General features: G+C 69.6%; 14 protein-coding genes. 11 read left to right on the top strand and 3 right to left on the bottom strand.

From position 1 onward, the window contains the following. The first annotated feature begins 107 nt into the window (after positions 1-107). The 10 genes from pstC (at position 108) to LSF15_RS12960 (ending at position 13,437) form a co-directional block, all read left to right on the top strand. Entirely contained in the window at positions 108-1,157 is a 1,050-nt protein-coding gene (pstC, locus tag LSF15_RS13005; protein ID WP_232498968.1) for a phosphate ABC transporter permease subunit PstC, read from the top strand. After that, on the top strand, positions 1,157-2,413 hold the full coding sequence (gene pstA, locus LSF15_RS13000) for a phosphate ABC transporter permease PstA (RefSeq protein WP_232498967.1): 1,257 nt from the start codon (positions 1,157-1,159) through the stop codon (positions 2,411-2,413). The genes pstC and pstA overlap by 1 nt, the downstream gene beginning before the upstream one ends. Next, positions 2,410-4,020 carry a phosphate ABC transporter substrate-binding protein PstS gene (pstS, locus tag LSF15_RS12995; RefSeq protein ID WP_232498966.1) on the top strand — a complete coding sequence of 537 codons (1,611 nt, stop codon included), beginning with the start codon at positions 2,410-2,412 and terminating at the stop codon, positions 4,018-4,020. The genes pstA and pstS overlap by 4 nt, the downstream gene beginning before the upstream one ends. Beyond that, positions 4,017-6,644 carry a hypothetical protein gene (locus tag LSF15_RS12990; protein ID WP_232498965.1) on the top strand — a complete coding sequence of 876 codons (2,628 nt, stop codon included), beginning with the start codon at positions 4,017-4,019 and terminating at the stop codon, positions 6,642-6,644. Before pstS ends, LSF15_RS12990 begins: the two co-directional genes overlap by 4 nt. Before the next feature lie 206 nt (positions 6,645-6,850). After that, complete coding sequence (locus tag LSF15_RS12985) at positions 6,851-7,957, top strand: hypothetical protein (protein ID WP_232498964.1); 1,107 nt, start codon at positions 6,851-6,853, stop codon at positions 7,955-7,957. A gap of 105 nt (positions 7,958-8,062) precedes the next feature. Continuing rightward, positions 8,063-9,454: a hypothetical protein gene (locus LSF15_RS12980; protein WP_232498963.1), complete on the top strand. Its 1,392-nt coding sequence runs from the start codon at positions 8,063-8,065 to the stop codon at positions 9,452-9,454. A 129-nt stretch (positions 9,455-9,583) separates the two neighbouring features. Then, a complete protein-coding gene (locus LSF15_RS12975; RefSeq protein ID WP_232498962.1) occupies positions 9,584-10,720 on the top strand; it encodes a COG1361 family protein in 1,137 nt (378 codons plus the stop codon). Further along, positions 10,717-11,460, top strand: coding sequence for a hypothetical protein (locus LSF15_RS12970; protein ID WP_232498961.1), 744 nt, complete (start codon positions 10,717-10,719; stop codon positions 11,458-11,460). The genes LSF15_RS12975 and LSF15_RS12970 overlap by 4 nt, the downstream gene beginning before the upstream one ends. Then, entirely contained in the window at positions 11,457-12,443 is a 987-nt protein-coding gene (locus LSF15_RS12965; protein ID WP_232498960.1) for a sortase, read from the top strand. The genes LSF15_RS12970 and LSF15_RS12965 overlap by 4 nt, the downstream gene beginning before the upstream one ends. Before the next feature lie 76 nt (positions 12,444-12,519). Continuing rightward, positions 12,520-13,437 (top strand): phosphate ABC transporter ATP-binding protein, encoded by a 918-nt coding sequence (locus LSF15_RS12960; protein ID WP_232498959.1) that lies wholly within the window; start codon positions 12,520-12,522, stop codon positions 13,435-13,437. 64 nt (positions 13,438-13,501) lie between these two features. Here the strand turns inward: LSF15_RS12960 and hutH are convergent, their stop codons facing one another. Beyond that, positions 13,502-15,103, bottom strand: coding sequence for a histidine ammonia-lyase (hutH, locus tag LSF15_RS12955; RefSeq protein WP_232498958.1), 1,602 nt, complete (start codon positions 15,101-15,103; stop codon positions 13,502-13,504). A gap of 90 nt (positions 15,104-15,193) precedes the next feature. On the opposite strand from hutH, the gene LSF15_RS12950 reads away from it, so the two are divergent. Beyond that, on the top strand, positions 15,194-15,976 hold the full coding sequence (locus LSF15_RS12950) for an IclR family transcriptional regulator (RefSeq protein ID WP_232498957.1): 783 nt from the start codon (positions 15,194-15,196) through the stop codon (positions 15,974-15,976). A gap of 7 nt (positions 15,977-15,983) precedes the next feature. On the opposite strand, the gene LSF15_RS12945 is transcribed toward LSF15_RS12950, so the two are convergent. After that, positions 15,984-16,577: an antibiotic biosynthesis monooxygenase gene (locus LSF15_RS12945; RefSeq protein WP_232498956.1), complete on the bottom strand. Its 594-nt coding sequence runs from the start codon at positions 16,575-16,577 to the stop codon at positions 15,984-15,986. 92 nt (positions 16,578-16,669) lie between these two features. Beyond that, positions 16,670-16,918, bottom strand: a complete 249-nt coding sequence (locus tag LSF15_RS12940) for a hypothetical protein (RefSeq protein WP_232498955.1) — start codon at positions 16,916-16,918, stop codon at positions 16,670-16,672. Between the last annotated feature and the right edge of the window lie 126 nt (positions 16,919-17,044).

Raw genomic sequence — 17,044 nt, 5'->3', positions numbered from 1 at the left:
CTTTGCGGGGCGAACGTGATCCGCGAATCGGCGCCCGGCGCCGTCACTCCCCAACGCTTCAGCCCGAGGTTGCCCATGCCCACGTCGCCATGCCGATCGGCGCGGTCGTGACCGACGATCGTACCCTCGGTGACACCACGACGACGGTGATCCTCGCCGACGAGGCTCCCGAGTCGCGTCCGCCGCAGGAACCGCGGTCGCTCGTCCCTCGCCCGTCACGGTCCGACGTGGTCTTCCGCTCCGTCGCGTTCTCCGCCGGCGGCGTGACCGTCGCGATCATGCTCGCCGTCGGCCTGTTCCTCTCGATCCGCGCGGGCTCCGCGATTCAGGTGGCGGGGCTCGACTTCCTCTTCGAGCAGAAGTGGTCGCCCGAGACCGGTGAGTTCGGCATCGCTGCCGTGCTGTTCGGCACGATCATGATCGCGGTCATCGCGATCTGCATCTCGGTTCCCCTGGCGCTCGGCACGTCGCTGCTGATCTCAGAGGTCATGTCGGGCCGCCTCAAACAGTGGTCGATCACCTTGGTCGACCTGATGGCCGCGGTGCCCAGCGTCGTGTTCGGCCTGTGGGGGGTGTTCTTCCTTCAGGAGGGCATCATCCCCGTCTCGCGGTGGATCTCGACGTACTTCGGGTGGATCCCGTTCTTCGCGGTCACCGACCAAGAGGGCACCGCGCTGACCGACGCGAGCGCGTTCACGTCGTCGGCGTTCATCGCGGGCATCGTCGTGGGACTCATGGTCGTGCCCACCCAGACCTCGATCATGCGCGAGGCGTTCATGCAGGCACCCGCCGGCGAGCGCGAGGCGGCATACGCGCTCGGGTCCACGCGCTGGGGCATGATCGGGGCGGTCGTGCTGCCGTTCGGCCGCGGCGGCATCATCGGCGGCACGATGCTCGGGCTCGGCCGCGCGCTCGGGGAGACGATCGCGGTGTACATGATCATCTCGCCGATCTTCGCGATCAACTGGCAGGTGCTGAAGACCGGCGGCAACTCGGTGTCGGCGCTCATCGCCCTGCGCTACGGCGAGGCGAGCGAGTTCGCCCTGTCGGCGCTCATGGCCGCGGGGCTCGTGCTGTTCCTGATCACCCTCGTCATCAACTTCGCCGCGTCGTCGATCGTCGCCCGCTCGCGCTCCGGCGCCGAGAGTGAGGCGTGATGTCGCTCACGACGTACGAGCCGGACCTCGCCGACGAAGAGCTCGAGGCCGCGACCGAGATCCGCACGAGCATCCCGGTGCGCGAGGGAATCGAGATCGGCCCGCGTCGCCGCATCCGTTCCGCCCGCCTCGACGACCGCTTCGCCCTGCTCGGCGCAGCAGCCGGTGCGATGGCCATCGCCATCCTGCTGTTCGGGTGGATCGCACCCCTGAGCGGGGTCGTCGGATTCGTGGTCGTCGCCTTCCTCGCCTTCGTCGCGATCTACGCCCTGCTGGTGAACACGACCTCCGACGGGCGCGAGATGGTCGACCGCGTCATGACGCTCGTGCTCGCGAGCGCCGGAGTCGTGCTGTTCAGCGCCCTGTTGTTCGTCGTGACCTTCACGCTCCTGCGCGGGCTGCCCGCGCTGATGAACCTGAACTTCTTCTTCCAGGACATGGAGTTCGCCGGGCCGCTCGACGGGCTCGACGTCGGCGGTGTCGCGCACGCGATCGTCGGCACCCTCATCCAGATCGGCATCGCCCTCGCGATCTCGATTCCGCTGGGCATCGTCACGGCACTGTTCCTGAACGAGATCGGCGGGCGGTTCGCCCGGTTCGTGCGCACGATCGTCGACGCCATGACCGCGCTTCCCTCGATCGTGGCGGGCCTGTTCGTCTACTCGGCCGTCATCCTGGGCATCGGGGCCGAACGGTCGGGCTTCGCGGCGGCACTTGCGATCACCGTGATGATGCTCCCCATCATCGTGCGAGCGTCCGACGTCGTGCTGCGCCTCGTGGCCGGAAACCTTCGTGAAGCCTCATACGCGCTCGGGGCGTCGCGCTGGCGCACGGTGTGGCACGTGGTGCTGCCGACGGCCCGCTCGGGCCTGGTCACCGCGATCATCCTCGGCACCGCCCGCGGCATAGGCGAGACCTCGCCCGTGCTGCTCACCTCGGGCATCACCTCGGTCATGAACACCAACCCGTTCCACGGGCCGATGACCTCGCTGCCGCTGCAGGTGTTCGACTTCGTTCGCTCGCCCGAGCCGAACTTCATCGCCCGCGGCTTCGGAACGGCGGCCGTGCTGATGCTGCTCGTGCTCGCGCTGTTCGCGGTCGCCCGCGTCATCGGCGGCCGGGGCCCCGGCGACCTGTCACCACGGCAGCGCCGAGCCGCCCAGGCGCGATCCAAGGGCGACCTCGAGCGATACGAGGAGCGCGCCGCCGTCCGACGCCTCGAGGCGACAGTTGAACCTCAGGAGGAGCCGAAATGACCCCCTTCACGCGCCGCGTGCGCCTCATCGCCGCCGTGGGAGCACTGCTGATGGCCGTCGGCATCGCGATGCCCGCGCACGCCGCCACCTACGAGGTGATCAGCGGGGCGGGTTCGACGTGGTCGCAGAACGCGCTCGATCAGTGGCGCAGGAATGTCGCATCGAACTACGGCATGACCGTGAACTACGACGGTCAGGGCTCGTCGGCCGGTCGTCGCACCTATATCGAGGGAAAGATCGACTTCGCGGTCAGCGAGATCCCGTTCCAGACGCGGCCCGAAGACAACTCGGCGCCCGAGGTGCCGCCGCGCGGGTATGCGTACATGCCGATCGTCGCGGGCGGTACGGCGTTCATGTACCACCTCAACATCGGCGGCAAGCGGGTCTCGAACCTTCGGTTGTCGGGCGTCACGATCACGAAGATCTTCACCGGGGCGATCACGAAGTGGAACGATCCGGCGATCACGGCCGACAATCCGGGCCTGGCGATGCCCGACAAGGCGATCGTGCCGGTGGTGCGGTCCGATGGCTCGGGCTCGTCGGCGCAGTTCTCGCTGTGGATGTCGAAGCAGCACCCCGACCTGTGGACGGCCGGCATGAGGTCGCAGTTCCCGACGCCCGCCAACGGCAAGGCGCAGAGTGGTTCGTCGGGCGTCGCGGGCTATGTGAGCCAGGGCTACGGCGAAGGTGCGATCACGTACGTCGAGTACTCCTACGCGCTCGAGTCGGGCTTCCCGGTCGCGAAGGTGCTGAACAAGGCCGACTACTACGTCGAGCCCACGGCTGACTCGGTGGCCGTGGCGCTCTTGCGAGCGCAGATCAACACGAACTCGGGCTCGGCCGACTACCTGACGCAGATCCTCGATGGCGTCTACAACAGCGCCGACCCGCGAACCTACCCGCTCTCGAGCTACTCGTACATGATCGTGCCGACCCAGGTCGGTGGCGTGTTCACCGAGAAGAAGGGCGCCACCCTCGGTGCCTTCGCCAGCTACATGCTGTGCGAGGGCCAGCAGCAGGCCGAAGACCTCGGATACTCGCCGCTGCCGATGAACCTCGTGCTGGCGGGCTTCGACCAGATCAAGCGCATCCCAGGCGCAGGCGCCGCGGGCGTCGATCCCAACACGTGCAACAACCCGACATTCAAGCCCGGTGACTCCCCGAGCAACAACCAGCTCGCGCTGACGGCGGCCCAGCCGGCCGCCTGCGACAAGCGCGGACCGAACCAGTGCACGACCGGCACCGCCGGCGCCCCGCAGGAGACGCCCGTATCGGGATCGGGGACGGGCGGCGCGGCGACGAACGGCACCGGTGGCACCGGAGGCGCGGGTGCGGGTGCCGAGACTGCAGCTCCCGGCGCCGGTGCCGGCGCCGCAGTGTACGACGAGAACGGCAACCTCATCTCGGACGGCGGTTCGGCGGTCGCCGGCTCCGCCGTGGCGTCGCCGTTCACGCTCGACGACGACAGCTGGGGCTGGCAGCAGTCGGCGATGCTCGGTGCCGTGCTGCTGCTGCTCGCCGCGGTCGTGCTGCCGCCGTTCCTCTCGCCGCGGCTGCGGCGCGCCAACGCGCCCGGTGGGCAGTCCACGAACGGGGCGCCGCGATGAGCATGCAGGCAACGGATGCCGCGGGCGGGGCGGTCTGGGTGCGCGCAGGCTTCTCAGGGCTCGTCGTCGGCCTTCTCGTCGCGGGGATCGTCGGGTTCGGTGGGGCCGTGGTCCCGGCTGACCGAGCGGATGCCGCTGACGAGACGACCACGTCGAGCGAGGTCACCCTGACGAACGCCGAGGATGCTCTGAATCCCGAGGGTGCGCCGTTCCCCGACCTGTCGGTGACTGTGTCGCAGACGAGCGACCTCGTGTCGCAGGGCATCCGCGTGAGCTGGACCGGGGGCAAACAGTCCGAGCGTCCCGGTGGTACGACGGGCGGCACGAACTTCCTGCAGATCGCGCAGTGCTGGGGCGAAGACCCGGCGAACCCCGGCCACCCCGACCGGCGCACGTGCCAATACGGCGGCACCGTGGGGGCCGGCGCCGCCCGGGACGGCAGCACCGGCGATGAGGACGTCGCCGATGAGGACCTCATGTACACCGATCCGAGCGAGAGCTTCTTCGTGCCCACCTACACGGGGATTCCGTTCGTCGCTGCGAACCCCGACGGGATCGTCGACGAGAAGCTCGCCCCAGCCGAATACGTGCTCGACAACCTGAAGACCGACGACGCGGGCAAGGTCGTGCAGAAGTCGGGCGACGAGTTCGTCGACCTGAACACCAACCAGTTCTTCACTGCCTTTACCACGAACGAGGTGAAGTGGGCGGGCGGCGGCGCCGACGGCTCGGGCTCGGTGCCGTTCGAGGTGCAGACGGCCATGCAGTCGACCGCTCTCGGCTGTGGGGCGCCGATCACGCAGACCGACGACACGGTCGTGGGTCAGTCGTGCTGGCTTGTGGTGATTCCGCGCGGCACCGGCGACTCGGGTTCGGTCGAGATCAACCGGTCGGGCCTGTGGTGGGACGCGTGGGAGCATCACGTGGCCGTGAAGCTCGACTTCAAGCCGCTCGGCGTGCGGTGCGAGCTCGGCGCCGCCGAGCGCCAGCTCGCCGGCAGCGAACTCGTGGCAGGAGCGATCGCCTCGTGGCAGCCGCAGCTCTGCCTCGGTGAGGACGGCGCTCCGTTCGTGCTGAGTCAAGGCAGCGAAGCTGACGCCTTGGTGCGGGCGGCGGGCACCGAGCCCAGCCCGCTCGCGTTCACCTCGCGCCCGCTCGACCTGAGCCGCGTGAGCGACGCCACCGATCCGGTCGCCTACGCCCCCGTGGCGCTGTCGGGTGTGGCCATCTCGTTCTCGATCGACCGGCAGCCGCATCCGATCAACGCCCCCGCGGAATACAAGGCGCGTGCCGGACTTCCGATGACCGACCTGAAGCTCACCCCGAGGCTCGTGGCCAAATTGCTGACGGCGTCATACACCGACTCATTGCCGTCGGGCGCCGACAAGTCGCACATCGGCTACAAGAGCTTCGACGACCCCGGCAAGAACGCCCGCACGATCATTCAGGATCCCGAGTTCACGAAGATCAACGACGCGGAATGGGCATCGCAGATCGTCGTCTCGGCGTCGGTCGCCGACACGCTCACCCCGTCGGGCCGGTCCGACCTCGCAGTTCGGCTGTGGGAGTACGTGCTTGCCGACCCCGACGCCCGGGCCTGGCTCGACGGCAAGCCCGACGAGTCGGGCATGATCGTGAACCCCTGGTACTCCACCAATCCGAAGGTGAATCCCGGCGGGCAGGGCTTCGCGCTTCCGACCGACAGCTTTCCCAAAGCCGACCCGGTCGAGAAGCCGAACACCACTGAGAGCGATCCCTCCGACGGCAGCGGGCCGATCAACCTGGTCACGTGGCGGCCCTACACCCACAGCTTCGCCGACGGTGCCTACCACGTGCTGCGCGGTGACGGCATGCTGCTCGGAGCCTGGGACAAGTTCGCGACGCCACCGAAGTTCGGCAAGACGGTGCGCGAGCTCTTCGGCAGCCAGAAGGTGATCGGGGTGACGACGTCGCCCGCTGCCGAGCTCTACCAGACGGTGACGGCGGCATTGCGCAATCCTGCGGGCAGGTACGTCACACCGACGCAGGACGGTATTGCGGCGGCAGCTGCCGCGATGACGCCCTCCGATGCGCACGACAAGGTCATGGTGTACGCACTATCGGGGGCGGCGGCGAAGTCCGCACCCACGGCGTACCCGCTGACGATGCCGGTCTATGCGGCGCTGAACCCGAAGCAGACCGATGCCGACCTTCGGGCGGTCTACGCGAACCTGATCCGCTTCGCGGCGCGCGACGGGCAGTCGCCGGGCACCGACGCGGGCGAGTTGCCGCCCGGGTATGCGCCGCTGCCGCAGTCCTGGGTCGCCCAGGCGCTCGCCGCAGCCGACGCGATCGAAGCCGGCTCGTTCCCGAGCCCCCCGCCCCCGGGTGGCAGCACGGCACCGCCCGGTGGCGGCATCCGATCGGTCACGCCGCCCGCGTCGCAGCAGCAGCCCGCACCGACCCCTTCAGCTCCACCGACCGTCGCTGCGACCGGCGACCCAGCGGGTGAGCTGGTCGGCGCCGCGACGCCCGATGACCCCGAACTGGGCGTCTCGGCGGCGGCCGTGCCCGCAGGGCTCGTCGCCGGCTTGGGAACCGCGCTCACGGTGCCCGTGATGACCCGCATTCGGAGGCGAACATGATGGCCGTTGCGAAGCGGGTGTTCGGCCGTCGCCCGTACAGCCTTCCTTCGCAGGAACAGCGCCCCCTGTTCACTCTGCAGGCCCAACCTCAGAGCGGGGCGAGGGTGCCCCACAGACTTGACGGCCCTCCGGTGGAGAGCCGCCAAGACGCCCGCTGGTAAGAGCGAGCGTTTGTTGTACCACAGCCCTAGAGAAAAGGAAGAGTTGTGAATAAGAAGAAGATCATAGCAGCGGCCGCCGCCTTCGGCGTGGCGGCGTCGCTGTTCGCGGTCGCCTCCCCGGCGAACGCGGAGCCGGTGTCGAACGGCCCTGTCGTCGTGGGTTCCGACACGCTGCAGGATGTCATGAACGCCCTCGCCAATGGCACGACGACAACCGGTTCGGCCGTCCGCTCCTCGGCCGGCTCGGCGTTCGCCGCATCGTTCGACGCGACCGGCTCGGTCACCGTCCAGACGAAGTCGGGCGGTCCGCGTTTCGGCCGTCCCAACGGCTCGGGTGATGGGGTTCGTGCGCTCAGCCGCTCGATCGACGGCCAGCCGTACACCTCGGCGACTCCTGGCTCCCCGACCAACGTCACCATCACGGGCCAGGTCGACATCGCGCGTTCGTCGTCGGGTGCCACGGTGGTGGCGAACGGTCCGCTGCTCTACATCCCCTTCGGGCGCGACGCGCTCTCGTACGCGCATTCGGGCGGCGCCAACGCGGCGTTCGACAACATCGACCAGGCGACGCTCAAGGGCATCTTCGAGTGCACGATCACTCAGGTCGGCGGCGTCACGGTCGTGCCCGTGATCCCGCAGAGCGGCTCGGGCACGCGCGCCGACTTCATCTCGAAGGCCGGCATCGGCACCCTTGGTGCCTGCGTCAGGGTCGGCCAAGAGCACGACACGGAGTTCCTCGCCGACGGCACCACGCCGTTCCCTGCCAACGCCATCACGCCGATGTCGGCCGCCCAGTGGGTGGCGCAGAACACCGGCGCGGGCATCGACCGCCGTGGTGCGGGAGTCAAGATCGGCTCGCCGATCGCCGGCACGCCGGCGGTCACGGGAACTGGCGCTTCGATGGTTCCGAACGCAGCGTTCTACGCCAACAGCACTTGGGGCCGTGACACCTACATCGTGGTCGAGAACGCCCGCGTGACGTCGGGGGACCCGAAGTATGACGCCAACCTCGCGAGGCTCGTGAGCAACGCAGCCAACCAGTTCGCCAACACGGCGAGTGTCCTGCCGACGCAGGCGGGCTCGGTGAAAAAGAAGTTCGGTTTCCTCGCTCCGTCGACGACGACGCCCTTCCGAGCCGCACTTCGCGCATAGGTCGGCCGGTCGAGGAGGCGGCGCGGCCGCCATGTCGAGACCAGCGTCGTTCATCACCACAGGAACACACCTCATTAACGCATCACCTCTGAGACAAGGAATGCAATGAACATCAACAAGAAGTGGAGCGCGGCTGCGGCCGGCCTCCTCGCCCTCGCCCTCGTGGGCGGCGGCACGGTCTCGGCGAACGCTGCCGAGGGCGACATCAAGAACCCGCAGAGCAACGGTTCGCCGGGCTCGTTCTTCCTTTTCGACGCCAACACCGGCGATTATGTCGAGCAGCCTGGCAGGGTGTTCGACCGTGCCGAGCAGATCGCTGCCTCGGCGAGCGCCACTGACGTCCTGGCGGAGATCATGCCAGCTGACTACGTTCCCGCGGGGGCGACTTTCACGCAGGTCTACAAGTTCGTGGCGAAGGTGAGCGAGCTGTCTGGTGGCACGAACACCTGGCGCGCGTTCTCGACCGACGCCGCGGCTGGCCCTAACGGCGGTGTGCTCACCCCCAACTTGACGCTCGAGCAGAAGGGCTCCGGAAACGGTGCCGGCATCGAGTCGGTGTTCTCAGAGGGCGGCGAATGGCTCACCGGCCTGGCCTTCACCACCAACAACGGTGTGACGGTGCTGGGTTCGGTCTACCGCACCATCGACGTCGAGCCGGGTACGGGCAAGTACACGATCCGCCCCGTCGAGCTCGAGGGCCCCGCTCCCGCTGACTTGATCGTCGAGGGCGACCTCGTTGCAACCCAGAAGGTCGACACTCTCGTCACTGAGACGGTCGACAGCAAGCAGCTGTCGATCAATGCGGGTGCGGCGAACGCGAACAAGACGCTCGACGTGGGCGTCTTCTCGGCGGCGGGCGCGCGCAGCGGGCTCGGCACGGTCGTGCTCGACGCCAACGGTGCGGGCACGGTCGACGCTTCCGCGATTGCGGTCAACGCGGCAACCAAGCTGTTCCTCTACGAGAACAACGGTGCCGACGAGGTCCTCGCGGCGTGGGACACCTTCACGCTCACGTCGACGGCGCCCGTCTACGACACGACCTCCGAGACCGACCTCACGGTCGACGTCACCAACTCGGGCCGCTTCGAACTCGTGGCTCCGGCTGCGACGCTGATCGACCTCGGCGATGTGCGACGTAATCAGACGACCGACGCGGTCGCGCTGGGCCAGTTCACGGTGTTCGACGACCGCGACGTGCTGAGCGGCTGGAACCTCAACGTCACCGCTGCGGACTTCGCAGGCCCGGGTTCCACCACGGTCGCCAAGTCCGCGCTGGGTTACGCTCCAGTCGGCGTCGCGCTCACTGAGGGTGTGACCGTCGGTGCGAGCAAGCTCGCCGGCGAGGGTGCCTTCGGTGTGCTGGCCGAGGGTGCCGTCGGCTCCTCGACCGCTGAGGTCGGTGCGGTGCTCGATACCAACCTGACGTTCAAGGCCCCGATCAACGCGGCCAAGGGTGCGCACACCTCGACCCTGACGCTCGACCTCGTCTCGAAGTAGTCCTCGAGAGGTCGTCAGGTATGTGACACCCGTGTGGGAGAGGCGCCGAGCGTGTCTCTCCCACACGGTGTGTTCCCGCCCACGATTCACCCCGTCTCACCTGAGACGCCTGAACGAAATGCACAGCCAGTGACTGCAGCCATCACCCCCGCATCGTCCGCCCGACCCGCCGCCCGCGGCATCCGTCGGGCCTTCGTCGTCGCCCTGCTCGCCGGTCTGGCGATCACCGCCGCGATCGTCGGCGACCCCGCCACAGCCCGGGCCGACGACACGATCGGCATCTCTGGGCAGCCCGCCGGTGACGACGGCAAGCCCGACAACCGCACGCGCTTCAGCTACAGCGTCGATCCCGGCCAACAGGTCGCCGACAAGTACCTCGTGCGCAATACCGGCACCCTCACCCAGACGTTCACCGTGCTGGCGACCGACGCCTTCAACGACGAAGACGGCAGCTTCGGCCTGCTCGAGACCGGCGCCGAGGCGAAGGACGCCGGCACCTGGGTGCACTTCGAGAACGGCACCAACCGGCTCGCGTTCGACCTGAAGCCCGGCGAGTCGCGACTCGTGCCGTTCACCGTAGACATCCCCGCCCAGGCAGGCCCCGGCGACCACGCGGGCGGCATCCTCGCGTCGGTCGTCACGCCCGGCGACCAGGTGAACGTCGATCGGCGGCTCGGTACTCGCCTCTATGTGCGAGTGTCGGGCGACATCCAGCCGGCGCTCACGATCTCGAGCGTCGACAGCCAGTTCGTCGGCGACTGGTGGAACCCGTTCAGCGGGGGCGTGCGGGTGCTCTACACGATCCAGAACACGGGCAACGTGGCGCTCGCCTCGAACGTGTCGCTCGGTGTTCGCACGTGGTTCAGCGCCCCTGCTTCGGCGAAGCAGGGTGACGGAATCCCCGAGCTGCTACCCGGGTTCACCCGCACGTTCGAGACCGAGATCCCCGGTGTCGCGAGCTGGGGATACCTCAACCCGTGGGTGACCCTCAACCCGTTCGTCGAGGGTGATGACGCCGACAAGAAGCTGCCCGTCTCGGCGATCTCGCGCGACACCGTGCTCATCGCCCCGCCGTGGCCGCTCGTCATCGCCATTGCGCTGGTCGTCGGATTCATCGTGCTGCGCAGGTGGCGCAACACGGTCGACGCGAAGAATGCCGCGGCGTGGATCGAGTACACCGAGCAGGAGGCACGGCGAAAGATCGAGGCCGAGCGCGAGAAGGACGTCGTGGGGGCCGGGGCAGGCTCGGGCGGGAGTGAACCATGATCAGCGCTCGACGCGCCGGTTCGTTGCCGACCGTGATCTGCGGCGTCGTGTTGCTCGCCGTGCTCATGGTCGCTACAGGCGGGCTGACCGCCGACCGAGCCGCTCGCGCCGAGGAGGGCAACCCCGGCAACCTCTCGGTCGACGTCAGCGATGGCATCGATCCCCCCGCCGCCGCGCCAGGCCGACCGCCGATCACGCCGCCCGGCCGCAGCATCACGCACATCCAGGGCCCGGGGGCCGCGGGCCCACCCGCAGCGCCGGCCGCCCCGGCACTCGGTGAGACCGACCTGGGCGGCGTGCTGTTCGTCGGCGGCCTCGCCGGCGGGTACTCGACCTCGCTGAACCCGCTCGCCGGCGAACTGCAGGTCTGGTTCACGGTGCGCAACGTGTCGAAGTCGACGATCGACGCGACGGCCGACTTCTGGCTGGAGGGCCCGTTCGGCCACCGCATCAGCCAGGTCGACGACGTCGAGGTCGTCGCGGTGAAGCCGGGCGAGAAGCGCACGATCAGCGCCGTGCTGCCCGGAGTGGGTCAGTGGACGTTCGTCACCGCGCACACGACGTTCACGCCGCCTGAGAAGGTCGACAACGCCGAACTCTCATCCTTCACGCGTGATGTGAACGTGTTCGCGCCGCCGTGGTTCATCGCGGCCGTGTTCGTCGTGGTGCTCGGCATCGCCGTCGTGCGCACGTTCCTGCGCCGCATCGAGGTGCCGGTGCGGCTGGGTGAGGTCGCGTGACGCTGCTCGAGGACTACGATCACACCGACGTCGTGGGCGATGCCACCGCGGTGCGGGCGAAGCGACCCCCGAAACCACCGAAACCCCCCAAGCCGCCCCGGCGGATGCCGAAGCCCGAACGCCCGCCGGTCCTGCTCACGCCGCGCGAACAGTTCATCCGCGGGGCGCTCATCGTGTGCTCGGCGCTGCTGCTCGCGCTCGTACTGAACGTCATGGTCATCGGGCAGGTGCGTCACCTCGTCACGCAGCAGCAACTCACCGACACGTTCCGCGAGCAGCTCGAGGAGGGCGTCGCCCCGGTGACCGAGGGCGACGTGCACGACGTGCTGTTGCCCGATGGCGCGCCGGTGGCGCTGCTCGAGATCCCGAACCTCGGCATCAGGGAGGTCATCGTCGAGGGCACCGACTCGGCGACGACGCAGCTCGGTCCCGGCCACCGTCGTGACACCGCACTGCCCGGTCAGGCCGGGGTCAGCGTCATCCTCGGCCGCGCCGCGGCGTACGGCGGGCCGTTCGCCCGCATCCAAGAGCTCGCCCCCGGCGATGAGTTCAGCGTCATCACCGGCCAGGGCGAGCACGAGTTCGAGGTGATCGGCCTGCGCTACGCCGGCGATCCGGCACCGCCGCGCCTGAAGCCGGGCGAGAGCCGCGTCATCCTCACCACTGCGCGCGGCGCGCCGTTCTCGCCGTCGGGCATCGCTCGCGTCGATGCCCGCCTCACGAGCGAGGCCCAGCCTACGGGCACGCGTCTGACGAACTTCGCCACCCTCCCCGAGTCCGACCGCGAGCTGCGCGGCGACACGTCGATGGTGTGGGCGCTCGTGTTCGCGCTGCAGTTCCTCGTGCTCGTCGAGGTCGGCGCGGTGTGGGCGTACCGCAACGTGGGCGCCCGCCGCACCTGGATCGTCTTCGTGCCCCTCACCCTGCTCGCCGCCCTCTGGGTCTCGGGCGAGATCGTCAGGCTGCTGCCGAACCTGCTCTGAGACGAATCGCCCACGGCTCGACCCACCCACCACCACCGACCACGACACCACGACACCACGACCTGAAAGCCGATCCATGACTGAAGACATCACGACCGTCGTCGAGGTCGTTCCCGAGCGCCGTGACTGGGGCCGGGGCATCCGTTTGCCGCAATTCGGTCGCCGGCCCGACGCGAACCGCAACCTGACCGGCAATGCCGCGCTCGCCGAACCCGCGCAGCTCGCCACGCTCGAGGGCCGCAACATCACGGCCTGGTTCGGCGACCACCAGGTGCTCGACCGGGTGTCGCTGACCATGGAGGCGGGCGTCATCACGTCGCTCATCGGCCCGTCGGGGTGCGGCAAGTCGACGTTCCTGCGCATCCTGAACCGCATGCACGAGCTCGTGCCGTCGGCGTCGCTCGCCGGTGAGGTGCTGCTCGACGGCGAGGACATCTACGACCCTGCACGCAAGCTCGTCGAGGCGCGCAAGCACATCGGCATGGTGTTCCAGAAGCCCAACCCGTTCCCGGCGCAGTCGATCTACGACAACGTCATCGCCGGCCTCAAGCTGACGGGCACCCGCGCGTCGCGTGACGAAAAGGACGACCTCGTCGAGTCGTGCCTCACGAAGGCGGGGCTGTGGAAGGAGGTCAAGGACCGTCTGCGCGCCCCGGGTTCCGGCCTGTCGGGCGGCCAGCAGCAGCGCCTCTGCATCGCCCGCTCGCTCGCGGTGAAACCCCGCGTGCTGCTCATGGACGAGCCGTGTTCGGCGCTCGACCCCACGTCGACGCGGGTCATCGAAGAGACGATGCTCGAGCTCGCGCACGAGGTCACGATCGTCATCGTGACGCACAACATGCAGCAGGCGCAGCGGGTATCGCAGCACTGCGCGTTCTTCCTGGCATCGCACGGCACGCCCGGTGCGATCGTCGAGCACGGCGACACCGAGGCGATGTTCGCCGACCCGATCGATCCGCGCACGTTCGACTACGTGAACGGGCGGTTCGGGTAGCCGGGTAGCGGGCTGCGGGCACGTCGCCGTCAGGCGAGCGGATGCCGCGTCGCGGCGAAAACCGTCAGTCGAGCGACCCCGTCACGGCTGCCGCCCGCGCGGCGACCTCACCCGACACGACGGCCTCGGCGAGCGCCTCGATCTCGGGCGAGAGGAACCGGTCGGGCCCCGGCACGGCGCCGACCTCTGCCGCGAGCGCCACGACGGCGCCCGTCGCCGCGCCCGGCTCGAGCGGTGCGCGCAGGGCGAGTCCGCGGGCCGCGGTCATGACCTCGATCGCCAGCACACGCGAGAGGCCGTCGATCGAGCGGCGCAGCTTGCGTGCGGCCGCCCACCCCATCGACACGTGGTCCTCCTGCATCGCCGATGAGGGGATCGAGTCGACCGACGCCGGCACTGCGAGGCGCTTCAGCTCCGAGACGATGCCTGCCGCCGTGTACTGGGCGATCATGAGGCCGGAGTCGACGCCGACCTCGTGCGCGAGGAACGGCGGAAGGCCCTGGTTGCGCGCCCGGTCGAGGAAGCGGTCGGTGCGACGCTCGCTCATCGATGCGACATCCGCAACCGCGATCGCGAGGAAATCGAGCACGTAGGCGACCGGCGCACCATGGAAGTTGCCGTTCGACTCGACCCGCCCGTCGAGGGTGAGCACCGGGTTGTCGACGGCGCTTGCGAACTCGGCCCCGGCGACGGAGGCCGCGTGCGCGAGCGTGTCGCGGGCGGCGCCGTGCACCTGCGGGGCGCAGCGCAGCGAGTACGCGTCCTGCACGCGGGTGCACTCGGGGCCCTTGTGGCTCGCCACGATCGGCGAGTCGGCGAGCAGGCGCCGCAGGTTCGAGGCCGAGATGGCCTGGCCGCGCTGCGGGCGCAGGGCGTGCAGGTCTTCGGCGAACACGGCGTCGGTGCCCATGAGCCCCTCGACGCTCATCGCCGCGGCGATGTCGGCGGTGGTGAGCAGCAGGCGCAGGTCGTCGATCGCGAGGGCGAGCATGCCGAGCATGCCGTCGGTGCCGTTGATGAGGGCGAGGCCCTCCTTCTCGCCGAGGCGAAGGGGTGTGATGCCGGCGGCGGCGAGCGCCTCATTCGCCGGTTGCGGAGCGCCCGACGCCGGAGGACGCGTCTCCTCAACCAGCGGAGTGACGCGCACCTCGCCTTCGCCCATCGCCACGAGCGCGCAGTGCGCGAGCGGCGCGAGGTCGCCCGAGCAGCCGAGCGATCCGTACTCGCGCACGACGGGCGTGATGCCCGCGTTGAGAATGGCCGCGTAGGTCTCGGCGGTCTCGCGGCGCACGCCGGTGCGACCGGTCATGAGCGTCGAGAGGCGCAGCAGCATGAGCGCCCGCACGACCTCGGTCTCGACCTCGGCGCCAGAGCCGGCGGCGTGCGAGCGCACGAGGCTGGCCTGCAGCTGCGCCCGGCGGTCGTCGGCGATGAACGTCGTCGCGAGCGCGCCGAACCCGGTCGAGATGCCGTAGTGCGGCTCGGGATCTGCGGCGAGCGCCTCGATGATCGCGCGGCTCGCGGCGACGCCGTCGAGGGCCGCCGGGTCGAGCACCACGGATGCCCCGTGCCTCGCCACCGCGACGACGTCGGCGATCGAGACGGGGCCGGTGCCCACGATGACGGAGGTCGCAACGGGGCTGGGTGCAGGCGCGATGGTGCTCATGCCTCCGATTCCACACTGCGGTCGCGCGCGCGGGAACGCCGTGGCCGGGACATCCGTCTGTGATCCCAGACTCGGCGTACGCTGGATCGCATGACCGTGCCGTCGAAGGTGCCCGCCGCCGACCAGACGCTCGCGATCCTCGCGCATCTCGCGACGCAGCGCGGGCCGGTGCCGGCCGCGACGATCGCCGTCGCGCTCGACCTGCCCCGCTCGACGGTCTACCACCTGCTCGCGGTCATGCAGGAGCGCGGATTCGTCGTGCACCTGCCCGAGGAGCGCCGCTACGGCCTCGGCATCGCCGCGTTCGAGCTGTCGAGCGGGTTCAGCCGGCAGCAGCCGCTCGCGCGGCTCGGGCGCCCGCTCGTCGCGGGGCTCGTCGACCGGCTCGGCGAGTCGGGGCACCTCGCCGTGCTGCACGGGCGCGACGTGCTCTACCTCGTCGAGGAGCGCGCCCCGCGTCGCCCGTCGCTCGTCACCGACGTCGGCGTGCGCCTGCCCGCACACCTCACGGCGACCGGCCGGGCGATGCTCGCCGAGCTGCCGCCGGCGCAGTTGCGCGCGCTGTATCCCGATCGCGCCGCCTTCGAATCACGGCAGCCGCAGGGCGAGTCGGATGCCCCGGGCTGGAGTTACAGCCGCCTGAAACGGGTGCTCACCGAGGTGCGCACCCGCGGCTGGGCCGACGAAGAGGGTGAGGTCACGCAGGGACTCGCCTCGGCCGGGGCGCCCGTGGTCGACCACCTCGGCTGGCCGGCCGCGGCGATCGCCGTGACGTTCCCCGACGACGCGTCGCCTGAGCTGCGCGAGCTGGCCGTGGCCGGCGTGCGCGAGGCCGCGGCGACGCTCTCGCGCCGCATCCGCGGCTCGCGCTGACCCCCGCTCACGCGGGACGCGGGGCGAGCCAACGCCGCAGCCAGTGCGTGACCCACGGCAGCACCCAGAAGACCATCACGGGCGTGAGCACGAGCGTCGTCACGAGCACGCGCGTCCAGATCGGCAGGTCGCCCCAGCCGGGGATGGGCGACGTCAGGGAGGTGAAGAGCAGGTTCACGGGGAAGAAGCCGAGCCAGATCGTGACGGCCTGCTTCCACCGTGGCGGTGCAGGCGCGGGCGCGTCGGAGATCGCCGCGCCCGAGGCATCCGTCACCGGAATCGAGCCCGTCGCCGGGTCGTCGAACCACCCCTCGATGCCGGTGCGCCGCTTCACGCGCTCGGAGCGCACGAAGCCCTCGCCCATCGAGAGCCACCAGGCGCGTTCGGACGAGCGCTCCCAGGCCTCGAGCGCCTCGTCGCTCGCGAAGCGGTAGAGCATGTGCCACACGTGCGAGGTCTCGCCCGCGCGCACCCACCCCGAGCCGAGGAACCCGGGGTACTTGTTCGCGAGGTTCACGCCGGTCTGCACCCACGCGGTCGCCTCGGCGATGTGCGCGGGGTCGACCTCGCGCCGGATCGAGACGGTGATCGGTTCGGACATGCCACCATCTCACCGCATCGGCGGTTCAGGCCGGTAACCGCGCCGTCCTGAGCCTGTCGAAGGGATGGCCCGACGCGGGGTCGCGCGTGCGACTACTGGTCGTGCCGAATGTACTTGCCGTGCCGCTCGCTCGTCGGATGCGTAGGCCCCTTGCCGTCGGCGTCGGTGTAGCTGCCCTCGTCGTCGTCTTCGGGCGCACCGTCGTCGCCGCGCGTGTACTGGCCATGCACGGTTCGCTCGTGAACGGCCTCACCGTTGGTCTCGGTGTACTCGCCCTCGAGGTTGTCGGTCGGGCTCTCGTTCTCGTCCTGCTCCCATGAGCCGGGCTCGTGTGCATTCATCGGTTGCTCCTCACGTCGGTACGACAGTCGAGCTCTCGTCTCCACCATACGTCCGGATCACGATGAATGGCCTGTGAGAACCCGCAACCAATCCGCCGGGCGGCGTGCTCCGTATCCCTCATCAGC

This window comes from Agromyces humatus, assembly GCF_021228295.1.
GTDB classification, from domain to species: Bacteria; Actinomycetota; Actinomycetes; order Actinomycetales; family Microbacteriaceae; genus Agromyces; species Agromyces humatus.
This window is presented reverse-complemented; position numbering and strand designations above follow the sequence as displayed.

Excerpts from the sequence above, each read along its gene's own strand:
- pstA (WP_232498967.1), top strand. The coding sequence starts at position 1,157 with ATGTCGCTCACGACGTACGAGCCGGACCTCGCCGACGAAGAGCTCGAG.
- pstS (WP_232498966.1), top strand. The coding sequence starts at position 2,410 with ATGACCCCCTTCACGCGCCGCGTGCGCCTCATCGCCGCCGTGGGAGCA.
- LSF15_RS12990 (WP_232498965.1), top strand. The coding sequence starts at position 4,017 with ATGAGCATGCAGGCAACGGATGCCGCGGGCGGGGCGGTCTGGGTGCGC.
- LSF15_RS12980 (WP_232498963.1), top strand. The coding sequence starts at position 8,063 with ATGAACATCAACAAGAAGTGGAGCGCGGCTGCGGCCGGCCTCCTCGCC.
- LSF15_RS12970 (WP_232498961.1), top strand. The coding sequence starts at position 10,717 with ATGATCAGCGCTCGACGCGCCGGTTCGTTGCCGACCGTGATCTGCGGC.
- LSF15_RS12960 (WP_232498959.1), top strand. The coding sequence starts at position 12,520 with ATGACTGAAGACATCACGACCGTCGTCGAGGTCGTTCCCGAGCGCCGT.
- hutH (WP_232498958.1), bottom strand. The coding sequence starts at position 15,103 with ATGAGCACCATCGCGCCTGCACCCAGCCCCGTTGCGACCTCCGTCATC.
- LSF15_RS12950 (WP_232498957.1), top strand. The coding sequence starts at position 15,194 with ATGACCGTGCCGTCGAAGGTGCCCGCCGCCGACCAGACGCTCGCGATC.
- LSF15_RS12945 (WP_232498956.1), bottom strand. The coding sequence starts at position 16,577 with ATGTCCGAACCGATCACCGTCTCGATCCGGCGCGAGGTCGACCCCGCG.
- LSF15_RS12940 (WP_232498955.1), bottom strand. The coding sequence starts at position 16,918 with ATGAATGCACACGAGCCCGGCTCATGGGAGCAGGACGAGAACGAGAGC.